Here is a 24,460-nt window from a genome sequence, read left to right as displayed (position 1 = left end):
CTCAGGGGTACTGAGTGATGTTTACCAGTTTTACTGGTGGCATCATCTGAGCTATGAATCCGTCATAGCCCCTGCGAATCCGGATACACGCAAATGGCGTATCGAGCTATCTCATCCGAGACTGAAAATTAAGACGCGCTATTATAGCGGCACCCGTCAACTGAGTCGAGACAAGGGGCGACCGATGGCGTTTCAATATCAAAATTGGGGTGATATCTCACAATTCAACCGCGTAGGATCACACTTTTTACGGTTTTATGTGTGTTTGGTTATTTTCAGAGCAGTTCGGTGAGACAAACAGGAAAGAAAGCAGAATGGCGCGCCCTACAGGATTCGAACCTGTGACCCACGGCTTAGAAGGCCGTTGCTCTATCCAACTGAGCTAAGGGCGCACTGTCTTTACGCAGCGTGGATTATAAAGCGACGTTAGGCGTCGTCAACGCTTTTCCCTAAAATATTGACGTGGTTGCTCAAAACCACATCATTTACTGGCTATGTATTCATGCGACGCGGTGAGCCGAGAACGCGAAATTGATGCTTTTCGTGTTTCAGTCTCGTCAAGCATCATGCGAGCATGATCGGCTGAGTGCTTTTTTTTGCATTCCCCCTCATTAAACTGCATTAGCAAACGTTTGCGTAATAGCTTTTAGGTGCGTTTTTTGTCACACTATTGCCAACATTGCTTTAGCCGAAGGATAGTTATGGCCGCACAACTCATTGATGGAAAGCTGATCGCGCAAACCGTGCGTCGAGAGGTTGCCGCCCGCGTTTCCGCTCGCACTCAAGCGGGACGTAGAGCCCCCGGATTGGCGGTAATTCTGGTCGGAGACGATCCTGCCTCCCAGGTTTATGTTGGCAGTAAACGTCGTGTCTGCGATGAAGTCGGTTTTGTGTCAAGGTCTTACGACCTCCCGGCTTCGTGCTCTCAACAAGAGTTACTCTCACTCATTGACACCTTAAATGCGGATGACAGCATTGATGGCATTCTCGTCCAACTGCCCTTACCTGCAGGGATTGATGCCACGTCCGTATTGGAGCGCATCCGCCCAGACAAAGATGTCGATGGGTTTCATCCCTACAATGTCGGTCGCTTGTGTCAACGCATGCCAACCCTGCGTTCTTGCACACCAAAAGGGATTATTACCCTCCTAGACCGCTACAATGTCCCTCTTCGTGGTAAACATGCGGTGATCGTGGGTGCCTCCAATATTGTTGGCCGCCCGATGACGTTAGAACTGCTATTGGCGGGCTGTACAACCACAACGTGCCACCGGTTTACCCAGGATTTAGAAGCCCATGTTCGACAAGCCGATGTGCTGGTTGTGGCGGTCGGTAAGCCTAAATTTATTCCTGGCGATTGGATCAAGCCCGGCGCCATTGTGATTGATGTGGGCATTAACCGCATGGAAAACGGCAAGCTTATCGGCGACATCGAATATGAGCTCGCCTATGAAAAGGCTAGCCATATTACCCCTGTCCCAGGTGGCGTGGGCCCCATGACTGTCGCGACCTTGATTGAAAATACGCTCATGGCCTGTGAGCAATACCACGATGGTCACTAGCATGAGAGAGGGTCAAACTGGCCCTCTTTTTTTTCAGGATACTAAATCCGTTTGTCCATCTTGGATGAGCTGATTTCGTCCCCCTGCCTTGGCTTGGTACAAACACCTATCTGCGCGCTGAACAAGTTCATCAATACGGGCATCGGCATGGACCATCCCTATACTGATGGTGATTGAAAACGCCTTATCATAGGGTGACCAAACGGTCTTTTCCAATTCTTCTCGCATCGCCTCAAGCCGGCGCACAAAGCTCTGTTCGTCATTGCCGTAGAGGATACAGAATTCCTCCCCACCGAAGCGAGCGACCATGTCCTCCGGAAAATAGCGTTTCATCATCTTTGCCAGCTCAATCAGCGTAATATCGCCGATATGATGACCAAATTGATCATTGATCTTTTTAAAATGATCGACGTCGACCAGTGCCAAACTCCGCGGCCCCTTGTGTGAGCGTGTGTGAGGGTGCTCGAAAAAGTAACGTCGATTCCACACTTGGGTTAAATAATCCGTATTGGCCATATTGAATAGGCGACGCTCGGTATCGAGCGCATTCAGTGTGCTGTGCAAGCGACAATAAAATTCCTCTTGGTTAAACGGTTTGGCCAAAAAGTCATTCGCACCCGCTTTTAAAAACCGCGCCGTTAAGCTGGGATCTTCCTCACCCGATAAGCCTATAATCGCCAACTGGCCGTCTGTTTTCAGTTTGCGTAATGCCTTAACCACACTCACTCCATCCATTTCTGGCATGGTGTAATCGGTAATCACCAAAGAAATTCGCTTATCGCGCCGCACCATAGCCAATGCCTCTTGGCCATTTTGGGCCTCAAGGACATTGAGGTATTGCCGCTCTAATAAGCTGCGCACGTAACGACGGGCTGTCAGCGAATCATCCACAACTAGCACATGGTGCTGATGGTTCTTTTCCAGGCGGTTGAGTAACGGCGCTATCGATGACACGCACGAGGGACTATCTTTGGGGATGTAATCAATCACGGTTTTGGCTAGCACACGCTCCCGAGTCCGAGCATCCATCATCGCAGTGAGTACAATCACTTTTATGTCCAACGACAAACATACGTCAATGATTTCACCGTCCTGCCCATCAGGCAGGCAGTAGTCGAGGATAGCACAAAGAAAGTCGGTCTCTTGGTTGAGGATCGTCTCTGCTTGTTCGATTGAGTTTGCTATACATGGGATGTATCCGGCCTTTCGTATCTCGGCTTCAAGTAACCGCCTGAAAGGTCGACTATCTTCCACAACCAACACTTTATATTCCATCTGCAACGCACCACGTCTTCACGTTAATTTTGCGCGACAATGCACGCAACGGGGCAAGAAGCGGTACAGGGTAAGGGCAATTGAGTGCGTGTAGACAGAAATTGCGCAAATTTCTCAACAATGACACACATCTCGCAGATATTTGACGCAACACCAACAACCGAACGCACACTTTATGCGTTATTTCGTGTCACTTTTTAGACAAAATAGACATTTACCCTTGATGCACCACCATTTGATTCCGGCCAGATGCTTTTGCCTGATACAAGGCTTGATCTGCCATATGTAAAAGGCGTGAGAGCGAGGCCGCTTGAGAGTCCACGCCAATGCTCACCGTTACTTTCAGCGTCTGATCTGACACCCGTACGGGGCGTTCGGCGACTGATTGGCGATAAGAGTCTAGCGATTGCTGAAATACCGTCAAATCACGAAGCGATAATACACAAAACTCTTCTCCTCCCAATCGGGCGACCGTGTCTTCCGGAAAGGCGTCTGCCAGCATTTGCGCGACCTCAACCAACACATCGTCACCGATATGATGACCAAAGTCATCATTGATACGTTTAAAGTAATCAATATCAATAATCGCCAAATGCTTACGCGCTTCATTTGCAAGCTGGTCACCCCGCTCAAAAAAATAGCGTCGATTCCAAAGCTGCGTGAGAAAATCTGTATTCGCCAAGAGAAATAACCGCCATTCGGTATCAATCGCATTCAAACAGCTATGCACGCGGCAGAAGAACTCTTCCTGATTAAACGGTTTGGGCAGATAATCGTTCGCCCCTGCTTTGAGAAAACGTGCCGTTAGCGCACTATCATTATGTCCAGACAACCCTATGATCGCCTGTGAGCACTCGGTATCTTTCTTACGAAGCGCATACACAAGCTGAAGGCCATCCATTTTCGGCATTTCATAATCAGTGATAATCAGCGATATATCTGGCGTTTTTTCCAGCACGTCAAGTGCCTGCTCACCATTTTCAGCTTCCAATACGGTTAGATACTGACGCGCTAACAACGCAGAGATGCGTTTACGTATCGAGGCAGAGTCATCAACCACCAGCACACGGTGCCCTTGATTGTCAGCCAATCGCTTAACGAGTCGGCAAACCGCATCAATACAATGACTGCTGTTTTTGGGGATATAATCGATAACGGGCTTTGATAGTATCTCATCACGCGTTTTCTCTGTTTGCGAGGCGGTGAGGACAACCACTTTAAGCCCGACGGCTAAACAGAGATCGATGACTTCGCCGTGGTGAGCATCCGGCAAATTATAGTCGAGGATCGCACAGAGAAAGGTTGTGTGGTGATCTAGCACATCCCTCGTTTCTGCTAGGCAGGTACAGGTCACAGTGGCAAAACCCGCTTTTCTCACCTGTTGTTCAGCCAGCATGCGAAACGACCGGCTGTCTTCAACGATAAGCACCGACTCCAACGACTGCCTCCCTCATTCAAAGCTATACCTTGATGAGTGTAGCAGCCAAACCGGGAGAGCGTGTTAACTGGAGGCGCTGATATCGGAGTTATTGATACAAAGTTCAGTTTGCTTGCTAAGTATATTTATCAGCAAAATGCAGCGTTTCTCGCCGTCCTTTTCTTTGAAGATCGCTTCCGTTCCAGCAAACTGCCCCTGCTCAATCATCACCGACTGTCCGGGCTTGAAGCCTTGGTAGAGTGCGTCACGTTGTTCGTCACAGTCTTCCATCATCATCAGCTGTTGGATCAACGCCAAGTCGACCTTGACCGGGTACGCACCTTGGCGAACGAAATCAACCACACCACGCGTGGAGCGAACACTTGTATACTGCACAAGGTCGGGATCAAAGCAGGCAAACACATAGTTGGGGAAGAGTGGCTCTTCAACTTGCTGACACTTGCCTCGACGCAACTTTTCCACCGTCACAGTCGGGTAGTAACAATCAACGCCTTGGCGCTTCAAATTTTGCTCTGCGCGTTGCTGTTCCGCGCGCTTACAATAAAGTAAATACCAATGTTTCATGTCGTTCTGTCCCTGATGTCTATCGACAGTGGCAGCCTGTCCAGAGCGACGAGAGTATACGGATGTTAGGCCCACACAGCAACAAAGGCGAGCGCTAATCAAAGCCACTCACCTTTGCTTAGGGTTAACGATTCGACATGGTACCGCTGAATCGTTAGGCGATTTTTTGAATATCGACGCTAAAACTGTTCAAGCCAACTTCATTCAGCGACACACGCGCATCACCTGATTGAAGATCGACGCTTTGAAATTGGCTCGAGAACGCATCGCGCCCCAACCAATGATCACTGTGAACAAGGCTTGTCGCTCCACAGCTATCGACCGTGGCTTTTATCCCCGCCGGTAAAATATCAAGCTGATTATCGGTGGTGTTTAATACACCGAACATCGCACGAACCGGCGATGTGTAGGCTGAGGCTCGAATCGCATCCTCGATCCGTTTTACCAAGGTGAGAAATCCCCTTTCATTGACATCACCTGAGCGGACAAAATCATTAAAAAACGCACGGATCATCAAGGTGGTCGCGGTGCCGTCTTCCTCTGCGGAGGCAGAGTCGACCACATAAAAGGCCATTTTCCCGCCCATCAACCACGCATAATCCAATACAATGGGGTTGGCATCTGCCGATTGCAGTGAATGGTAAGAAAGACGCCAAGCACCTTGTTGCGAATCGGGCTCTGGCATCAGCCCCATTAATAACTCACGTGCGCTGCCTGGGTTATGGCGTAAGGCATCAAGGTGCCACTTGAGCTCTGTCTCTGATGCCCCGCGATCCGTATCTTCGTTCACTTTAAACCATTGCTGACTAAAATCATCGCTGGCGTGAACGTCGTCGTTCGCATCATCAACCACCGCCTCGATAGCTTTTTTAACCACATTAATATCTTCAATCGGTTTGATCAGAAAGTCTTTCACCCCAAAGCGAAGCGCTTGGGCGACGTCAGCCATCCCCCCAGTGCCAGAGATCACGATCATAGGTAGCATTGGATATTCAAGGCTCACCTCCTCAACGAATTCTAAGCCTGTCATCACTGGCATCGACAGGTCACTGATCAATAGGTCAGGAATCGACTGTCTTAGCGCTTGCAACCCTTCTAAACCATTTTCAACCTCACGTACTGCCGCTCCCTCTCTTTCGAGAAAAGACGCAATCATCCGACTGAAGACGGGATCATCTTCAACGATTAAGATCTCTTTATTATGCAACACGACGCTCTCCTCCAGGACTGCAAAGCAGCGGCTGTTTTCATTCTCACTGCACTAATCGTAGTTGAATTCAGACACACCTGTGACCGCTAATGAGATTTAATTCAGTAGCGCTCTATAAACAGCTGTTTAAAATAATAATTTTCTTAGCATTCAAGCAGGTGAATCGTCAAAGCCATTTATCGGCAGCATAAAAAAGGCTTGAAAATCAATGACACTATAAGAGTACGCTACTCTGTATTAAAAGTAAGACTTATAACAATTAATACATGATGTCTATCACAAGAATGTATATCGGTATTGTCTAAATATCGAGCCAGTCAGAAAAGCGCAGCAAGGCGATTTTTTGTCGGGAGGAAAACTTGCCAATTGAGACACCAACAACTATTCCTTATTAAAGGAGAGTGTATACGGCATCTGTCTCCGCACGCCAGCAGAGAAGACGTTTTACTTGAGGCGTCGTGCGCCGACCGTTGCACCTGACTTCACTGAGGGAATAACGAGCGGGGTTACTATGATATTAAGTCATTTATTGGGGTTATATACCCATCCCAAAAAGGAATGGAAAGCGATTGGCGAGCGCCACGAGGCCGCCTCAAACAGCATTGGTCACGCGTTGTTACTTGCGTTAATCCCGCCTGTTTGTGCCTATTACGCGAGCGTCCATATTGGCTGGCAGATCGGCGCAGGGGATCCCATCTTTATGACCCCACAAAGCGCACTGTTCATCGCCAGTGCCATGTATCTCGCATTATTGGGTGGTGTGGCCGCGTTGGCCTATCTCACATTGTGGATGAGTCGCACGTTTGGCTCTGCCCCAACTTACACTCAGTGTCTTGAACTGGCCGCCTATACCGCGACGCCCATTTTTATGGTAGGACTGGCCACGCTCTACCCGGTGGTGTGGTTTGTGATGATCGTCGGCTTGATTGGCATTGCCTACTCTGTCTACCTCCTCTACACGGGGGTACCGATATTGATGGAGATCCCTGAAGAGCGAGGGTTTATCTATGCGAGCTCTGTCGTCACTTGCGGGTTAGTACTGCTGGTCGCGATCCTTGCTGCCTCTGTCATCCTTTGGAATGTCGGCATGGGCCCAGTCTTTACCCATTAATCGACATACACTCAACGAGCTAACACTGAAAAACGCCGCGATAGATATCGCGGCGTTTTCAATTAATCCTCGTTATGAATCTCTAAGTTAGCCAGCTCTTGCTGCTGCTCGCGTACCGTTTTCGCATCGTCGTTCCGCAAGCTTTGTATATACTCGAGGTAAGCTTGATCGACATCCTGAGTGACGTATTCACCGCTGAATACGGACGTCTCAAAGCGCTCAATAGCCGGGTTCGCTTCGCCAACCGCTGCCACCAAGTCAGAAAGATCTTGGTAGACCAAGCCATCCGCACCAATCAATTGACCAATTTCATCGACTTCACGACCATGGGCGATCAGCTCGTTAACGCTGGGCATGTCGATGCCATAGACGTTAGGAAAACGCACTTCGGGGGCGGCTGATGCCATATACACTTCTTTTGCCCCGGCCTCGCGCGCCATTTCGATAATTTGCTCCGAGGTGGTGCCGCGAACTATCGAATCATCGACTAGCAGAACGCGTTTGTCTTTAAATTCAGAACGAATAGCATTGAGTTTACGGCGCACCGATTTCCGACGCATTTGTTGCCCGGGCATAATAAAGGTCCGCCCGACATAACGGTTTTTGACAAAGCCTTGGCGGTAAGGCTTACCGAGCACTTGGGCAATCTCCAAGGCGATGTCACAGGAGGTCTCTGGAATGGGGATCACTACATCAATATCAACATCATCCCACTCTCGTTGGATTTTAGCCCCCAGTTTTTGTCCCATACGGATGCGTGCACCGTATACGGAAACCTTATCTATAAAGGAGTCAGGGCGAGAGAAGTAGACAAATTCAAAGATGCAGGGGTTTAAACTCGGCGCATCCGCACATTGACTGGTATGCAGTTGTCCATCCAGCGTGATATAGATAGCTTCACCGGGTGCCACATCACGGACAAAATCAAACCCGACCGCATCCAACGCCACTGTCTCCGACGCCACCATGTATTCAGTGCCGGCCTCCGTATCGCGTTTACCTAAACAGAGTGGCCGAATGCCCTTAGGATCACGAAACGCTATCACACCGTGACCAATGACCATGGCCACGACCGCATAAGCCCCCGACACTTGTCGATGCACCGACGCTACCGCGGCAAACATATCGTCAACCGTTAATGGGTGCGATGTCGCGGTTGATAACTGGTGGGCAAGGACGTTAAGAAGGATTTCAGAATCAGAGGTGGTATTAAGGTGGCGACGATCTTTCTCGAATAGCGACTGACGCAAGTCTTGCGCGTTGGTGAGGTTGCCATTGTGCGCCAGGGTAATACCGTAAGGAGAATTCACATAAAAAGGCTGCGCTTCTGACGCACTCGAACTCCCCGCGGTTGGATAACGCACATGCCCAATGCCAACTTGGCCTTGTAAGCGCTGCATATGCTTAAGTTGAAACACATCCTTTACGAGGCCATTGGCTTTTCTAAGCCGGAAACGATTGTCGTCAATAGTGACAATCCCGGCTGCATCCTGTCCCCGGTGTTGTAGCACCGTCAGTGCATCATAAATGGACTGATTGACCGGGGTGTTACCAACGATTCCAACAATACCACACATGTCAGCGATTCCTTGTTACGCGAATATCATCCTAAGATCCGGCGATCTCAGGTAAGAAACTGGAACTGTTCTCGAGATAGTGGAAAAACCATTCAATCACTACCGCAAAGTTAGGAATAAGTTGCGACCGCCCCCATGCTTGGGTGTGAGCCACCGACGTAAAGGCATCCAGAAAGAAGAGCATCGCGGCAATAATGAGTACACCACGCACACTCCCAAACACCATACCCAGCACCCTATCGGTACCAGACAACCCGGTTTTCTCTACCAACTGAGCAATCACATAATTGACCACCGCCCCCACAATTAAGGTGGCAATGAACAACAAGGCTATTGCGCTACCATTACGAATAACGGCATCTTCGATATTGGTCAGGTAAACCGCCAGTTGCGTATAAAACTGACTGGCGATAAAAAACGCACCAAACCATATCACTAATGACAATGCTTCTTTAACAAAGCCTCGAATCACACTAACTAGCGCCGAAAAACCAATGACGCCAATAATGAGGTAATCAATCCAATTCATCGTATTCACTTGCTCGAGACGTGCGCATTCTAACAGAAAAAATGCTCACGCAAACGTTTTCTTATTGGGTGAGTGGGTCAAATTTACGCAATTGACCCTTCAATCCTGTCAAAGATTGCAAATCAGTCAGTTGCGATTCTAGCGCCGATTTGGAGACGTGAGGCCCTACGACCACCTTGGCTAAGTCATCTGGCTGAATGTCTTTGGGTAAGATATGTGCTTGGTAACCTTTTTCGCGTAATTGTTTGACCAAACGTCGTGCGTTGTCTTGGTTACGAAAGGTACCGAGCCGGATCATCCACGCCCCTTTTTGGTCACTGACTGACGAAGACGCTGTTTCACTAGACACCGGTTTAGACGCAGGCTCGCTGTCCGTTGCGTTTGTTTGACGCTCTTTAACCTTGGTGTCTGGCGCCTCCACCTCAACCACTTGTGGTGCTTGAATCGGTGTTTGGCTCACCTCACTATCAAAATCATCCCGTAGCGGAATACTCTCATAGCTCTCTTGATAATGCTCTTTTTTGCCATCAAGCACATCTGGCAGCACTATCACACCGATAGACACCAACACCAAGGTACCAACGATTCTTTTTTGTAACTTACTGGCCACAATGACTCCGTTTTAGTTAAGCTCGCTCATTACCTGTCCAACGGTATGAAACGACCCAAATACGACCACACAGTCTCGCGCAGGTTCAGCGTGTTTTAACGCATGCCGATAGGCCTCGCTGGGTGACGCAAACTGTTGTGATGCCGATACAGGCAAGCTGTCGGCGGGGGCGCCTCGGGGCACAGATAACGATGCGGGATACCAGTGATCCACGATACCATCCAAGCAGGCTAAGGTACCCGCCATGTCTTTATCGGATAACATGGCCACCACCGCATGCACGTGCCCGCCGCGTTCAGCTTTGCACTCAGCCAACTTCTCTGCCAAATAAGCGGCCGCGTGCGGATTATGAGCAACGTCAAACACAGTGTAAGGCGCCTTGGCGACAACCTGCATTCGCCCCGGTACCGACACCGAGGCTAACCCGTCAGAGATGTGCGTGTCTGCAATCTCCAAATCGGCAACGCCCAAAGCCATCAATGCAGTGGCGGCATTTTGTAATGGTATTGCAGGGATAGGCAACGCAGTCAGTTCAAACGCCCCTGCCGCCCAACACCAGGTATCATCAGTGAGCGTATAGTGATATTGATAACCCAGCTGGTGTAGCTCGGCGCCAATACTGTCAGCGTGTGCAGCCACACTCGCCGGTGGGGAAGGCTGACCGCAAACAGCAGGTTTATCCGCTCGGAAGATACCTGCTTTTTCGTAGCCGATTTGGTTAATATCATCACCTAACCAATCACAGTGATCGAGCGCAAGGCTGGTGATCACCGATACGTCATGCTCAACCACATTGGTGGCATCAAGGCGTCCACCAAGGCCAACTTCTAAAATCACGACGTCCAGTGCGTGCTGCTTGAACAGCTGCAATGCAGCCAAAGTGCCGAACTCGAAAAAGCTCAGGCTGGTCTCACCACGCACTTTTTCAATCGTCGCGAACGCTTTACTGTGCGCAGCATCGTCTAGCCATTTGCCATTAATGCGTACTCGCTCATTATAGTGAATGAGATGCGGGGAGCTATAGACACCCGTGCGATAACCCGCATGCTGCAAAATTGATTCCAGCAGCGCACAGGTTGTGCCCTTACCATTGGTTCCCGCGACGGTAATCACTGTCGGCGCAGGCTTAGTCAGTTTCGCGCGGTCAGCCACAGCGGCGACGCGTTCAAGGCCAAGATCGATGGCACTGGTATGGATACTTTCGAGATAAGACAGCCACGTCGTTAAAGAGGACGTGGCTGTTGGATGTTGTAGTTCAGACATTGACTTGGTCAGTTACTCCATGATGGGCAAATGATACCAAGGATAGCGCTGTGGGACACGGTCAATTATTGGTCTTGAGAAGGCGGTGCCGCTTCGGGCTCAAGATCAGGCTTGTCTTGCTCTACATCGACCACAAGCGGTGAGTGAATATTATTCAATTTGGCAAGCAGCCCCGCCAAGCGTTGACGCATTTCTCGGCGGTCGACAATCATGTCAATCGCGCCATGCTCAAGCAAGAACTCACTGGTTTGGAAATCTTCAGGGAGGTTCTCACGCACGGTCTGTTCAATGACTCGGCGCCCCGCGAAACCGATAATCGCTTTAGGCTCGGCCACATTGATATCACCTAACATGGCAAAACTTGCCGTCACACCACCGTATGTCGGATCAGTTAATACCGAGATAAACGGCAGGTTGTGGCGAGAAAGGCGTTCCAATGCGGCACTTGTTTTTGCCATTTGCATCAGTGACATTAGCGCTTCCTGCATACGCGCACCGCCACTGGCAGAAAAACACACCAAACCGCAGTTGTTTTCGATCGCAGCATCCACCGCTTTCACAAAGCGAGCGCCCACAACGGCCCCCATCGAGCCGCCCATGAATTTAAATTCAAAGGCACAGGCCACCACGGGTACATCAAACACGCTGCCTTTCATGACCACAAGGGCGTCTTTTTCACCACTCGCTTTTTGCGCCGACACTAAGCGATCTTTGTACTTTTTCGAATCGCGAAACTTCAACACATCTTTAGGTTCAAGCTCACTGGCAATCTCTTCACGCCCGTCTTTATCCAAAAACACGTCGAGCCGGCGGCGTGCTGGCATGCGCATATGGTGTTCACACTTTGGACAAACTTCCAAGTTACGCTCGACATCAGCGTGATAGAGGACTTGATCACACGACGTACACTTGGTCCACACACCTTCTGGAATCGACGCCTTGCGTGATGAACCAATATTACTTTTGGTTAATATTTTTTCTAGCCAGCTCATGGACAACCTTTACTTAGTGATAACTCTCGCGAACGGACAGCTATCTTGGATTCGTAACAAATTAGACCGAATTAAATCACAAGTCCGTCAGACTTGGGATAAAAAACTGGTACTACCTATTCTGTCTCCGTGCTGTATGCGTACAGCGTACTTGCCGACACAATCACCTAATCCGGCAAAAACAAGGGGCCAATGGGTGAGCGAGGCAACCCAAATGTTTCGGGGTAGTCCACCTCAACCAAATACAAGCCTTCAGCTTTCGCGGTCGCAGCAGCCTGGGTTCGATCTTTTTGCGCCAGCAGCCAAGCCATCCACTCAGGAGGCTGCTCTTGACGACCGACCGCCATTAAACTCCCCACGATGTTGCGCACCATATGATGCACAAACGCATTGGCTTTAATATCAATCACGATAAAGCGTCCTTGACGGTTGACCGATAAATGCATCAAATTCCGCCAAGGGGATTTCGATTGACACTGAGCGGCACGGAATGAGGAAAAATCATTCTCCCCAAGTAGATACTGACCGGCTCGGTGCATTAAGGTTTCATCAAGTTCAGCGTGATAATGACTGACTCCCTTGGCTAAGATCGCCGGGCGCAAGGGATGATTATAAATGACATAACGATAGCGTCGCGCAGTGGCACTAAAACGGGCATGAAACTCGTCTGTCACGGGCTTAGCCCATCGCACTGCAATCGGATCCGGCAAATTCGCATTGACACCCATCGTCCAAGCTTTTAAAGGACGTTGATTGTCAGTGTCAAAGTGCACCACTTGTCCTGTTCCATGCACGCCAGAGTCGGTACGTCCCGCACACTGTACGGCGACAGGGTGATTGGCAACCGTCGATAAAGCACGCTCGAGGTGTTCCTGTACACTGGTGACTTCTCGTTGCCTCTGCCAGCCGTAAAACTGAGCACCATCATACTCAATGCCTAACGCGAATCTCATGCCCTGCCTTCTCGTTACTCGTCAATAAGGCGCCGCATTATACCCATAAAGCCTTCGAGTTGCAGGTTAAAAGCGCGTGCTTCGCCATCACTGCCGTCATAAAGAAACAGGCAGCTCTCGCTACCTGTTTTTTTCACTACCTCAGCTGTTCTAACAACTGACGCGCTTCTTGCTGCAAGGTCTTGTTGCCCGATTGCATCACTTTTTCGAGCAAAGAAATCGCCCCATCGACATCGTTCATTTCCAAATACGCTTTGGCGAGGTCAAGATTCGTTGATGCTTCAGTACTTGCAGTATCACCGTCCACATCAATGGCACTAATATCTTCTAACACATCAGGAAACTCATCTAAACCCACATTCAGGTTCATTTCCGTTTTATCAGGATCGATATCTGGCGTAGAACCATCATCTCGCATAAGCTCTTCAATGCTGATGTAGTCATCTTCTTCTTGCTCTTCACCAATCAGCTCACTTTCTGCTTCCCCCTCACCCAGTAGATCCTCGTCTAAGGCTTCTTCGAGTTCAAAGGTTTCCAGTGAGGCAGGATCTATTGCGGGTTGCTGACTCCAGTCTTCACTCTCTGCTTCAGGCTCAGGTTCATTATCAGCCTGCCACACTGCCGCTTCTTCATCGGACAGTGAGGAAAGATCCAGTGGCGTATCATCGTCTGACTCGGAGAGCAGTGCCTCCATGTTTAAGCCACCCACTTGGTGATCGTCATCGTCGAGATCACTGATATCTCGCTCATCACGCTCAGGCGTTTCCGTTTCCTTGGCGGCGTCACCCTCTTGCTGCTCATCTAAATAAGATTCTAGCTCGCGCTGCTCTTCAAGCGCAGCGCTTAGTGCGTCATCCTCGCCAAACTCGCCCAACTCATCAAGTGAGAAGGAGTCAAACTCATAGTCACGCTCATTGCTTGGCTCTGGCTCTGGCTCTGGCACGCTATCTAAATCCGCTTGCTCTTGCTCGTCAACCGGTTCAGCGTCTGCCAATGCCGCTTCTTCGTCGTACTCAGGTAGGCTGGTTAAATCAAGTAAGTCTTCTTCGCTAATGTCATCGAGATTGTCGCCGTCATCCGTAGAGGCATCATTGTTGTCAACGCCGTCAGGCGCTGACGATTCATCTGCCTCGCTGGTAACTTCTGGCTCAGACGATTCGTCCGCTGGAGCTTCGTCTTCGTTTAGCTCTGCTTGCGGCTCGTCATCAGCGTCCTCGTCAGCCGTTTCATCTGCCTCGCGAGTAGCCTCTGGCTCAGCTGGCTCGTCCGCTAGAGCATCGTCTTCGTTTAACTCTGCTTGCGGTTCGTCATCAGCGTCATCGTCAGCCGTTTCATCTGCCTCGCCGGTAGCTTCTGGCGCGGCCGATTCGTCCGCCTGTGCGTCGTCTTCGTTTAACTCGGCTTGCAGCTCGTCGTCAGTGTCCTCGTCAGCCGCTTCATCTACCTCGCCGGTAGCTTCTGGCGCAGCTGGCTCGTCCGCTGGAGCATCGTCTTCACTTAACTCGGCTTGCGGCTCGTCGTCAGCGTCCTCGTCGGCCGTTTCATCTGCCTCGCTAGTCGCTTCTGGCTCAGCTGGCTCGTCCGCCGGTGCATCGTCCTCATTTAACTCGGCTTGCGGCTCGTCATCAGCGTCCTCGTCAGCCGTTTCATCTACCTCGCCGGTAGCTTCTGGCTCAGCTGGCTCGTCCGCTGGAGCATCGTCTTCGTTTAAATCGGCTAGCGGCTCGTCATCAGCGTCCTCGTCCGCCGTTGCGTCGTCTTCGTTTAACTCGGCTTGCGGTTCGTCGTCCGCGTCAGCCGTTTCATCTGCCTCGCTAGTCGCTTCTGGTGCAGCTGGCTCGTCCGCCGGTGCGTCGTCTTCGTTTAACTCAGCTTGCGGTTCGTCGTCAGCGTCCTCGTCAGCCGTTTCATCTACCTCGCCGGTAGCTTCTGGCTCAGCTGGCTCGTCCGCTGGAGCATCGTCTTCACTTAACTCGGCTTGCGGCTCGTCGTCAGCGTCCTCGTCAGTCGTTTCATCTTCCTCGCCGCTAACTTCTGGCGTGCCCGATTCGTCCGCCGGTGCGTCGTCTTCGTTTAGCTCGGCTTGCGGTTCGTCGTCAGCGTCCTCGTCAGCCGTTTCATCTGCCTCGCTAGTCGCTTCTGGTGCAGCTGGCTCGTCCGCCGGTGCGTCATCTTCATTTAACTCTGCTTGCGGCTCGTCGTCGGCATCGTTGTCTTGCTCGACGCGCGTCTCTGAGCCTTGATCACTTGTAGGTGTTTCTTCTGCTTGCTCATCCGACGCGTAAAGAAGTTGCTCGAGCTCCGCTTCGTTCGGATCACTGTCATCTTCTTCTCCCCACAGTGCCGGATCGTCCTCATCAGCGAGTGGGTCTGGTTCATCGTCATCCCCCAACACTTCTTCTAGTAAAGCGTCAGAATCTTCTAGATGAGGATCATCATCTTTGTCTAAGACTTCATCCAGTAATGCATCACTACTTTCATCGAATTCGTCCTCGGTATCATCCCCTTCATTTAGCCAGCTGTCCTCGTCTTCTTCATCGCCGACAAGTTCATCAAGCAACTCTGTCGTGTTATCGAGAGAAACGGCATCGTCATCGTTATCATCATCTGATAAGTCAATATCTTGGCTTAAATCCAGCTCAGGCTCATCGTCCAGCACCGAGTCAAACAAGGCGTCATTAGGCGCTTGCTCGTCATTGTCTTCGCTCTCTTGTGAAGCCTGTTCTTTGGTCTCGGTATTTTCGTCCTCAGGCTCATCAGCAGCGGATACCTCATCGGCAGTCGTGTCTTCACCCGTTTCGCCTGCCAACAAGGCATCGATATCGTCGACATCACTGTCATTGCCTTCTTCGAGCGCTTTGGCCCACTCTGCGGCAAGTGCTTCATCAGCACTCATTTCCTCTTCAGGTTGCTCTGTCTCGCCCGTTTCTAATTCGCTGTCATCGTCGGATGATGTGTCATCGGCGGCGCTTTCCGTATCAGCCGGCGGCGCATCTGCCAACTCATCCAATGCGCGCTCCATGTCTTCAAGACCGATAGCATCATCGCTGGTGGGCGCGACACTCGATTCATTGCCAGCCATGTCATCGAGTTCGTCATCAAGATCCAGATCGTCCAGGTCGGTATCATCGCCAAACGCGACATCCTCGTATCCCTTACCGTCATCGGTGATCTCTAGCTCATCGTCATCTTGCGGATCGTCAACATCGCCTTCATCGTCATCCGGATCGGGCACCATGACCACAGGCATATCGTCCATATCATCATGATCCAGCGCCGCAGGCTCTTCCGCGTCTTCCTCTTGCTTTCTACGACGTGCGAGGAAGAAGAATATCGCGCCTGCAATCAAGGCCCCAGGAATGATGGCCAACATGGCAAGCAATAATGGGCTATCAAGTAAAGACTCAACCGCGGATGGGGGTTGGGTATCCTTTGCCACCTGTTGCTGACGCTGGGTTTCTAAAAATGCTCGGATCTCTTTATTAAGCTCGGCATCACCACTTACCTGTTCTTTTAACGCGCTCAACTCGTGCTGCACTTCAGACAGACGGACCTTGAGCACATGATTGCTCTCAACCAGGCGAGTCATCTCTTGATCAGAGGCTTGCAGCTGAGACTGTAGGTTTTGTACCACTTGTGGCTCTGGGGCGCTCGCTGTCGAGCTTTCACCACTAGGTTGGGCGTCTGACGCGTCTTCGCTATTTGGTGCTGGTTGGGTCTGCGCAGCTTGGTTATTATCGGCTTGTGCTGACTGTGGTTGTGGGCTCGGTTGCTCAACCTGTTCGCTCAGGGGCGTGGTATTTTGGGCTTGCTTACGCGCTTCATCAATTTCAAGCCGATTGATCACGTCCTGGGTGCTTTCTCGCTCAATTTGCGTCAGCGTCGGCATCACTAAGGTGCTACCCGGCTGCAAGCTATGAATATTGTTGTTGGTGAATGCGTCGGTATTAAGACGAAAAATCGCACCGAGCGTCTGATACACACTTACTTGCGTATTAGGACGCATTTGAGTCGCAATCGACCACAAGGTTTCGTTGGCCCCAGTTGGGCCATATTGTTGTGCCGATGCAACCGCTGGCGTCGGTTGGGGCGAGGCGGTTTCGGCCGCCATTTCATCTTGCGGACCAAGAATGCGTATTGCCGCTTCGACCGGCACCGTTGAAACACTGACAAGCGCAACCGCCAATACCCCTGCGACGGCAATGAGATGCCGCTTAACGCGATGCGGGGTTTTGGTCAATCGAGTTTGAGAAGAAGACTGTTCACTTTGCTGTGCGTTGGACACACCCGCACTCCCTTATGGCAAAAATGGCCTCACTAAATATCTAACTATATCGGAAGCCATGCTAAAAACTGTAGTTTGGTGATATAAAAGTGTGTTGCGCGATCAAACTGTGGGCGCTCTGCCTCAGTTTTGACTCGATGATAGCATCGTCACACGTCGCGTATCGTCCATCTTTGCAAATTTAATGCCTAAAAAAATACCCCATCAACGGATGGGGTATCAATCAACCTAGTGTGGTGATGGGCGGGCTATCACGCTCTTTTACGGATCATAGGCTTGTTGATTAAAGGTAATCGCGAACCAGTACTTCAGCAATTTGCACTGAGTTCGTCGCTGCGCCTTTACGCACATTGTCTGCCACCACCCAGAGGTTGAGTCCATTAGGGTGGCTGATATCATTGCGAATACGCCCGACGAGCACTTTATCTGAGCCAGTGCCTTCTTTCACCTGGGTGGGATAGTCTTCCCCTTCAAAGACCTCGATATGTTCATGCTGACTCAAGATTGCCACCGCTTCCGTCGCGTCAATCGGTTGACGGCACTCAAGGTGCACAGCTTCAGCATGACCGTAAAACACGGGCACTCTCACACAAGTAGGGTTAACCCCTATCATCTCATCGGCAAGAATTTTCTGGGTTTCCCACACCATTTTCATTTCTTCTTTGGTGTAGCCATTTTCCATAAACTGATCAATCTGGGGCAAACAATTAAAGGCAATTTGCTTGCTGTATAGTGCAGGCTCCGCATCTTGGCTATTAAGCAATTTAACCGTCTGTCCGGCAAGCTCATCGACGCCTGCTTTCCCTGACCCAGAGACCGATTGGTAGGTAGACACATTTAAGCGTTCGATACCGACGGCATCGTAAATAGGTTTTAATGCCACCAGCATCTGAATCGTCGAGCAATTTGGGTTAGCAATAATATTACGGTTACGAAAGTCACCAATCGCGGCGGCGTTCACCTCAGGCACCACCAAGGGTACGTCGAAGTCATAGCGGAACTGCGACGTGTTATCGATAACGACGACGCCCGCATCTGCTGCAATCGGCGCCCAGTGCGCAGAAGCCTGTGCGCCCGCCGAGAACAAGCCAAGCTGAACCTGTGTCCAATCAAACTTGTCGACATTTTGCACACGCAAGCTCTCACCTTTGAAGCTAATGGTTTCACCTGCACTTCGCTCACTGGCGAGGAGGTGTAGCGTGCCAATGGGAAAATCGCGCTCTTCTAAAATCTCGATCATGGTGCGCCCTACCGCACCGGTTGCGCCCAAAATGGCAACGTCAAATGCTTGTGTCATGCATGCTCCTCAATACTAAAGCCCAGCTTAGCCAGCGACTGTAACCCGAAATCAGCCTGTCCGGCTACCGTGATCGCACTGTACTCGCGTCGATCCCAGTAATTTTTTCGCAATTGGTCAAAGGCTGTACGCTGAGCCTGTTTGTCATCACCTGCGGTATGCATGGCACGACGAAAATCACTGTCATCTCGGCGAATATCGTAGACCAATTGGGTCAGTGCCATCAGATCGCTTTGTTGCCACGGCTGTGCCAAGGCAACCTGTGGAATCGGCGCCGTGGGCAGCAGCTCACTGGCATGCACACGATGAGGCAGGTCAAGGTGTTCACACAGTGCGTTAAAGACCATGGTGGTACCGCGGGCTTTTCCTTCCAGACCATAGCCTGCAATATGAGGTGTGGCAAACGTGAGCTGGTCCATAAGGGCAAGGTCGACCTCAGGCTCATGTTCATAAACATCCAACACCGCATCAATGTCGCCTCGTGCTAACCGCGCTTTAAGTGCATGGTTGTCAACAATCGGACCACGCGCAGCATTTATCAAAATGCTGCCTGACGCGAGCGCCTCTAACCGAGCTTGATTCATGAGGTGGTAAGTGGGGTGCTCACCAGTCGTGGTCAAAGGCGTATGGAAAGTGACCACGTCCGATTTTGCGATCAGAGTGTCAATGTCCACCATGTCAGCAAGGTTCTCTCGAGCCTGACGAGGTGGGTCGCAAAGTAAGGTTTTAATCCCAAGTGCCGCAAGCCGCGCAGCCAAGTAGTCCCCCACATGACCCACGCCAATAATACCGACTGTGCGGTCGGTCAATTTAAACCCTTGCTGTTGTGCCAATACCAATAAAGCACTGATCACATACTCCGCGACCCCAACCTTATTACAACCTGGCGCTGCCGTGCCATGGATGCCTTGTGCGTGCAAGGCGTTAAAATCAAGATGATCTTCACCAGCGGTGGCTGAACCGACAAAACGCAGACGGGTGGCACCGTCAATCAGCGCATGGTTCACTTGCGTGACGCTTCTCACCATTAATGCATCAGCATCGATTAAATCCGCGGCACGGATTGCGCGCCCGGGTAATGCAACCACCTCACCCAATTGACTAAACAAGGTTTGGGCATAAGGCATGTTTTCGTCTACGACAATTTTCACGTTCAACGTCCTATGTGAGTCGGTGCATCGCTTATCGGATGCTAAATGCGAGAAGGTTATTGTATCTGTCTCACGGTAAGAAAACACCCTTCAGCTGAGCGGGTTACCCCGCTTACCGGGTGGCCTCAGGCATAAAAAAACCCGGCCGAAGCCGGGTAAATCCAGGACCTGAAAAGACCATTAACGGCTCTCAACGATAATGATCCGTGTCTGATGGCAGAGTCTCTCTGCAAACCTGGAAACAGGCGCGGGATCAGCCGCGATACTTTTCAATCACCAAGGTGGCGTTGGTACCACCGAACCCAAAGCTGTTCGACATCACGCGCGTTAGTGCTTGCTCTCGCGGTTGGGTCACAATATCTAACCCTTCAGCCGCGGGATCCAAGTTCTCCACATTGATACTTGGCGCGACAAAGCCTTGTTCAAGCATCAAGGTTGAATAGATGGCTTCGTGCACACCAGCAGCACCGAGCGCGTGACCTGTCATTGACTTAGTCGCAGAAATGGCTGGGCTCTTACCGCCAAACACTTCTTGAATTGCGCCTAGCTCTTTCACATCACCCACAGGCGTTGATGTACCATGCGTATTGATGTAATCAACCTCACCATCCACATCTTGCATCGCCATATTCATACAGCGCACAGCGCCTTCACCCGACGGTGCCACCATGTCATACCCGTCAGACGTTGCACCGTAACCGACAATTTCACCGTAGATGGTCGCACCACGCGCCAACGCATGCTCCAGCTCTTCCACGACCAGCATGCCGCCGCCACCTGAAATGACGAAACCGTCCCGGTCCGCGTCATAGGTGCGTGATGCCTTTTGCGGATCATCATTGTATTTGGTTGAAAGGGCTCCCATCGCGTCAAACATCATGGTAAGCGACCAATCCAGCTCTTCACCGCCACCGGCAAACACCACATCTTGTTTACCCAGTTGAATCAGCTCTAGGGCATGGCCAATACAATGTGCCGAAGTCGCACATGCAGAGCTCATGGTGTAGTTCACCCCTTTGATTTGGAACGGAGTCGCCAAACACGCTGAAACAGTTGATGACATGGTGCGCGGCACCATGTAAGGGCCAACACGTTTAACCCCTTTCTCGCGCAATGTATCAACGGCGGTAACTTGGTTAACGGATGACGCGCCCCCCGACCCGGCAACTAAACCAGTTCGTGGGTTAGAAACCTGCTCAGGGGCTAAGCCCGAGTCTTCGATTGCCTGTTCCATCGCTAGGTAGGCAAAACCCGCCGCGTCACCCATAAAGCGCATTCTTTTGCGATCAATATGGTCGGCGGGGTTGAGTTTGAGATCACCCCAAACATTGCTGCGCAGCTTCATATCTGCAAACTGCTGAGAAAAGTTAATGCCAGATTTTCCCGCTTTGAGCGACTCCAGCACTTCTTTGACGTTGTTACCAATACTGGAAACAATCCCCATGCCTGTAATGACAGCTCGTTTCATGATTCTTTCCTAGACGTTAATTTCGCAGTGGATGATAGCGTTTTTAAAGCTGATAAGTGGTCAGCTTTCCTTAGAGCCAGTACAATTTGCTTTTTCCTTTCCTGTGTAAGAGGCATTTGTGAGCACTCCCTCGATCGACCACGCAAAAATCAGCTGGAATGATACGGGCACCCCCGTCGCGGAACAGTTTGATGACGTCTACTTTTCCAATCACGACGGTTTGGCCGAGACCCGCTATGTGTTCATCGAACAAAACCAACTTCCCGCACGTTGGCAAACCGCCACATCGTCCCGGTTTGTGATTGCGGAAACCGGCTTTGGCACTGGGCTCAACTTTCTGGCTACTTGGGCAGCTTTCGAGCAGTTCCGTCAAACCCATCCAAATGCACCTGTGACCCAGCTTCACTTTATCAGTTTTGAGAAGTACCCCCTGACAGTAGAGGATCTCGCCCGTGCACATCAAGCTTGGCCAGAGCTGGCAAGCTATGCTGAGCAATTACGTGCCTATTACCCCGTCCCGCTCGCGGGTTGTCAACGTATCGTCTTGGCTCAAGGTCAGATTACACTCGATTTGTGGTTTGGTGATATTAAAGATTGGTTACCACAAGTGCCAACGGGCCCTGAAGGGATCGTGGATGCTTGGTATTTAGACGGCTTTGCCCCAAGCAAAAACCCAGAGATGTGGAATCAAGCCTTGTTTAATGGCATGGCACGACTTGCGCGCGAGCAATGTACCTGCGCCACCTTCACAGCGGCGGGATTTGTGCGCCGTGGCCTTATCGAGGCCGGTTTTGAGATGAAAAAAGTAAAAGGCTTCGGCTTCAAACGCGACATGTTGTCAGGCACATTACCTGCTCGCCAAGCCGCTGCAAGCTACTCACCTTGGTATGCACGCTCCCCCGCCTCAACAGCGGACGACATCGCCATTATTGGCGGCGGAATTGCCAGTGCCGCCTTAATCACCGCATTGCTTCAACGGGGCAAGCAAGTCACGCTGTATTGCCAAGACCCGCGCCCTGCGGCTGGCGCATCTGGGAACCATCAAGGCGCCATTTATCCGCTTTTAAATGGCAATAACGATAATTTAAGCCAGTTTTTTGCCCCCGCCTTTTTGTTTTCTCGCCAATTTATCGATCAGCAACGCACGCGAGGTATCCCATTTGAACACGACTGGTGTGGCGTCACGCAACTCGGCTACGACGAAAAAAGTGCCGCTAAGCTCACTAAGATGGTCGATGGTGCCTTTCCTGAAGCATTGGTCACACCGTTAAATGTCGATGGCGTGAGCGAGAAAGTCGGTTTAGAAACCGGACATGCCGGCGTGTTTTATCCGCTTGGCGGCTGGATGAGCCCGCAACAGTTTACCGCGGGCGTAATTGATGCAGCGATAGCCAGCGGGCAGCTTGATGCTTATTTTGGTTGTCATGTGAATGCGCTGACACAATCGGACAATGGTTGGACACTCGATACCAGCATGGGTGAGGGTTGTCATCAAAATGTGGTGATCGCCAATGGCCACCAAGCAGATAGCTTCAGCCAAACACAGCCTATTCCGGTTTACCCCGTGCGCGGTCAAGTCAGCCATGTGCCCACCAATACCGAACTCAGTAAGCTCAACACTGTATTGTGTTTCGAGGGCTATTTAACACCGGCTAATCAGGGGGAGGAACATTGTCTAGGCGCCAGCTATCGTCGCAATAATGCTGACTTAGCGTTCCAAGCTGCCGACCAGCTAGAAAATCAACAACGCTTAACCGATTGTATCGACACTGAGTGGGCGCGCGCGGTGCCACTGGCGGAAGAAGGACGCGTTGGGGTGCGCTGCGCCAGTCGCGACCATTTACCCTTTGTGGGCAACGTCTGTGATTACAACGCCTTGGTTTCCACCTACCAAACCTTGCAAAAAGACAAAGAAAAGGCGGACGCCGTTCCCGTTTACCCAGGATTATTTTGCTTACTGGGGCTCGGCTCTCGCGGCCTCACCTCAGCGCCATTGGCGGCAGAAGTGCTAGCAGCACAGCTGTGTGACGAGCCTTTACCTTTACCTCAGTCGGTCCTAGACACTCTGCATCCAGGGCGGATGTGGGTTCGTAAGCTGCTAAAAGGTAAAGCACTGTAGCCCCCTCGGATAAGGTCAACAAAAAAGCCATCGTCGAGGCGATGGCTTTCTTTTTTCAAGACGTATCGTTTGTGATACCGCTTAATGTCCCATTTTAAACAGCGCGTTACGCGTCTTTTTCCACTTGCTGCTGCAATAGATCCCACAGCGCCCCGACGAGACGTTGGTCGCCGGGTGACAGCTCACTGGCATTGTCATTGAGACTGGCATCAACGCGCGCTTTCAATGCTGGCACCTCATCAACGCCTTCCAACTCACAGTCCGCTGCCGCTAAAGAAACGTGGCCACGTAAATAGCCACTGGCAAACAATTCATCGTCTGAGGCGGTTTCTACCATCTCATCGATTAACGCTAGAATGCGTGCTTCGTAGTCTTGAACTTTCATCTTTTTAACCTTGGCTTGGCAACGTAAAGGTATCTGGCGTCAACGGTGCAACACCATAAAAGTCTCGCAAGGTATCAGAAAACTGCTTGGCGCGCACGGGCAAAGCGGCGCTTGTCGATGCATCCGAGACATATTGTACGACTTGTTGCCGAACTTTATCAGTAAACGCGTGGCGATCGGGCTCAACACCACTTAAATTGTCGCAGCTCACTTGAAAGCGAAACCCACAGCTTGCAGAGAGGATCCATTCAATCGCTTGCGGCTTCACTTCGACCGCCTCGAAGGCCGCTTGCGTGTCAGCGTCACGGCCATCCGGATGATACCAATAGCCATAGTCTTCCCATTGACGGCGCTGCTCACCGGCAATGGTCCAATGTGCAATTTCGTGTAAGGCAGAGGCAAAAAATCCGCGGGCAAAGATCACGCGGTGATGCGGGTGCGCCGCATCCGCAGGTAGGTAAATAGGTTCATCCCCGCCACGCACCAGCTCAGTATTGAAAGAGGCAAGAAAGGTTTGGTTAAAAAGTTGGATCAAGTCGTGATAATCGTGGGTCATACTGCTCTTTAATAAGATCAAATATCAATAAGAAAACAAAAACACGCTCTTAGCGATAAAAAGCCGCACATACCTCGGCTAAACCTTTCAATATACACATTCTTTTTAATGTGTT

At 50.9% G+C, this 24,460-nt stretch carries 19 protein-coding genes and 1 tRNA gene; 3 read left to right on the top strand and 17 right to left on the bottom strand.

Translation table 11 applies throughout. The annotated features are described in order from the left end of the window. Positions 1-315: 315 nt before the first annotated feature. A tRNA-Arg gene (locus tag BZG20_RS02635) sits at positions 316-392 on the bottom strand. A 309-nt stretch (positions 393-701) separates the two neighbouring features. Between BZG20_RS02635 and folD the strand changes: the two genes are divergently transcribed. After that, positions 702-1,562 (top strand): bifunctional methylenetetrahydrofolate dehydrogenase/methenyltetrahydrofolate cyclohydrolase FolD, encoded by an 861-nt coding sequence (folD, locus tag BZG20_RS02630; protein WP_046075252.1) that lies wholly within the window; start codon positions 702-704, stop codon positions 1,560-1,562. 33 nt (positions 1,563-1,595) lie between these two features. On the opposite strand, the gene BZG20_RS02625 is transcribed toward folD, so the two are convergent. From BZG20_RS02625 to BZG20_RS02610, 4 genes are all read right to left on the bottom strand, one after another. Further along, positions 1,596-2,837 (bottom strand): response regulator, encoded by a 1,242-nt coding sequence (locus BZG20_RS02625; protein WP_046075251.1) that lies wholly within the window; start codon positions 2,835-2,837, stop codon positions 1,596-1,598. A gap of 214 nt (positions 2,838-3,051) precedes the next feature. Further along, on the bottom strand, positions 3,052-4,266 hold the full coding sequence (locus BZG20_RS02620) for a response regulator (RefSeq protein WP_241829515.1): 1,215 nt from the start codon (positions 4,264-4,266) through the stop codon (positions 3,052-3,054). A gap of 72 nt (positions 4,267-4,338) precedes the next feature. After that, positions 4,339-4,839, bottom strand: coding sequence for a transcription/translation regulatory transformer protein RfaH (gene rfaH / locus BZG20_RS02615; RefSeq protein WP_077578038.1), 501 nt, complete (start codon positions 4,837-4,839; stop codon positions 4,339-4,341). A 154-nt stretch (positions 4,840-4,993) separates the two neighbouring features. Then, positions 4,994-6,049: a response regulator gene (locus tag BZG20_RS02610; RefSeq protein ID WP_077578037.1), complete on the bottom strand. Its 1,056-nt coding sequence runs from the start codon at positions 6,047-6,049 to the stop codon at positions 4,994-4,996. Between the two features lie 511 nt (positions 6,050-6,560). Between BZG20_RS02610 and BZG20_RS02605 the strand changes: the two genes are divergently transcribed. Continuing rightward, positions 6,561-7,160 carry a Yip1 family protein gene (locus tag BZG20_RS02605; protein WP_046075248.1) on the top strand — a complete coding sequence of 200 codons (600 nt, stop codon included), beginning with the start codon at positions 6,561-6,563 and terminating at the stop codon, positions 7,158-7,160. A 62-nt stretch (positions 7,161-7,222) separates the two neighbouring features. Here BZG20_RS02605 and purF read toward each other — a convergent pair whose 3' ends face one another. The 10 genes from purF to fabB form a co-directional block, all read right to left on the bottom strand. Beyond that, positions 7,223-8,737, bottom strand: coding sequence for an amidophosphoribosyltransferase (gene purF / locus BZG20_RS02600; protein WP_046075247.1), 1,515 nt, complete (start codon positions 8,735-8,737; stop codon positions 7,223-7,225). A gap of 31 nt (positions 8,738-8,768) precedes the next feature. Next, complete coding sequence (locus tag BZG20_RS02595; RefSeq protein ID WP_046075246.1) at positions 8,769-9,266, bottom strand: CvpA family protein; 498 nt, start codon at positions 9,264-9,266, stop codon at positions 8,769-8,771. Positions 9,267-9,327: 61 nt separating this feature from the next. Continuing rightward, positions 9,328-9,876 carry an SPOR domain-containing protein gene (locus BZG20_RS02590; RefSeq protein WP_077578036.1) on the bottom strand — a complete coding sequence of 183 codons (549 nt, stop codon included), beginning with the start codon at positions 9,874-9,876 and terminating at the stop codon, positions 9,328-9,330. A gap of 12 nt (positions 9,877-9,888) precedes the next feature. Further along, positions 9,889-11,139, bottom strand: coding sequence for a bifunctional tetrahydrofolate synthase/dihydrofolate synthase (gene folC / locus BZG20_RS02585; protein ID WP_077578035.1), 1,251 nt, complete (start codon positions 11,137-11,139; stop codon positions 9,889-9,891). A gap of 65 nt (positions 11,140-11,204) precedes the next feature. After that, positions 11,205-12,131, bottom strand: coding sequence for an acetyl-CoA carboxylase, carboxyltransferase subunit beta (accD, locus tag BZG20_RS02580; protein WP_046075243.1), 927 nt, complete (start codon positions 12,129-12,131; stop codon positions 11,205-11,207). 167 nt (positions 12,132-12,298) lie between these two features. Next, the gene (truA, locus tag BZG20_RS02575; RefSeq protein ID WP_077578034.1) at positions 12,299-13,084 is read right to left on the bottom strand and encodes a tRNA pseudouridine(38-40) synthase TruA; all 786 of its coding nucleotides are present in this window, start codon (positions 13,082-13,084) and stop codon (positions 12,299-12,301) included. Positions 13,085-13,220: 136 nt separating this feature from the next. Beyond that, the gene (locus BZG20_RS02570) at positions 13,221-17,369 is read right to left on the bottom strand and encodes a FimV/HubP family polar landmark protein (protein ID WP_077578033.1); all 4,149 of its coding nucleotides are present in this window, start codon (positions 17,367-17,369) and stop codon (positions 13,221-13,223) included. A gap of 283 nt (positions 17,370-17,652) precedes the next feature. After that, the gene (locus BZG20_RS02565) at positions 17,653-18,666 is read right to left on the bottom strand and encodes an aspartate-semialdehyde dehydrogenase (RefSeq protein ID WP_046074897.1); all 1,014 of its coding nucleotides are present in this window, start codon (positions 18,664-18,666) and stop codon (positions 17,653-17,655) included. Next, positions 18,663-19,817 carry a 4-phosphoerythronate dehydrogenase gene (locus BZG20_RS02560; protein WP_046074898.1) on the bottom strand — a complete coding sequence of 385 codons (1,155 nt, stop codon included), beginning with the start codon at positions 19,815-19,817 and terminating at the stop codon, positions 18,663-18,665. The genes BZG20_RS02565 and BZG20_RS02560 overlap by 4 nt, the downstream gene beginning before the upstream one ends. Before the next feature lie 253 nt (positions 19,818-20,070). Further along, positions 20,071-21,285: a beta-ketoacyl-ACP synthase I gene (fabB, locus tag BZG20_RS02555; RefSeq protein ID WP_046074899.1), complete on the bottom strand. Its 1,215-nt coding sequence runs from the start codon at positions 21,283-21,285 to the stop codon at positions 20,071-20,073. A 118-nt stretch (positions 21,286-21,403) separates the two neighbouring features. Between fabB and mnmC the strand changes: the two genes are divergently transcribed. Next, entirely contained in the window at positions 21,404-23,404 is a 2,001-nt protein-coding gene (gene mnmC / locus BZG20_RS02550) for a bifunctional tRNA (5-methylaminomethyl-2-thiouridine)(34)-methyltransferase MnmD/FAD-dependent 5-carboxymethylaminomethyl-2-thiouridine(34) oxidoreductase MnmC (RefSeq protein ID WP_077578032.1), read from the top strand. A 106-nt stretch (positions 23,405-23,510) separates the two neighbouring features. On the opposite strand, the gene BZG20_RS02545 is transcribed toward mnmC, so the two are convergent. Then, complete coding sequence (locus BZG20_RS02545; RefSeq protein ID WP_046074901.1) at positions 23,511-23,789, bottom strand: YfcL family protein; 279 nt, start codon at positions 23,787-23,789, stop codon at positions 23,511-23,513. Positions 23,790-23,793: 4 nt separating this feature from the next. Then, on the bottom strand, positions 23,794-24,345 hold the full coding sequence (locus tag BZG20_RS02540; protein WP_077578031.1) for an elongation factor P hydroxylase: 552 nt from the start codon (positions 24,343-24,345) through the stop codon (positions 23,794-23,796). Positions 24,346-24,460: the final 115 nt, after the last annotated feature.

Source organism: Salinivibrio sp. IB868 (assembly GCF_001995655.1).
GTDB classification, from domain to species: Bacteria; Pseudomonadota; Gammaproteobacteria; order Enterobacterales; family Vibrionaceae; genus Salinivibrio; species Salinivibrio siamensis.
This window is presented reverse-complemented; position numbering and strand designations above follow the sequence as displayed.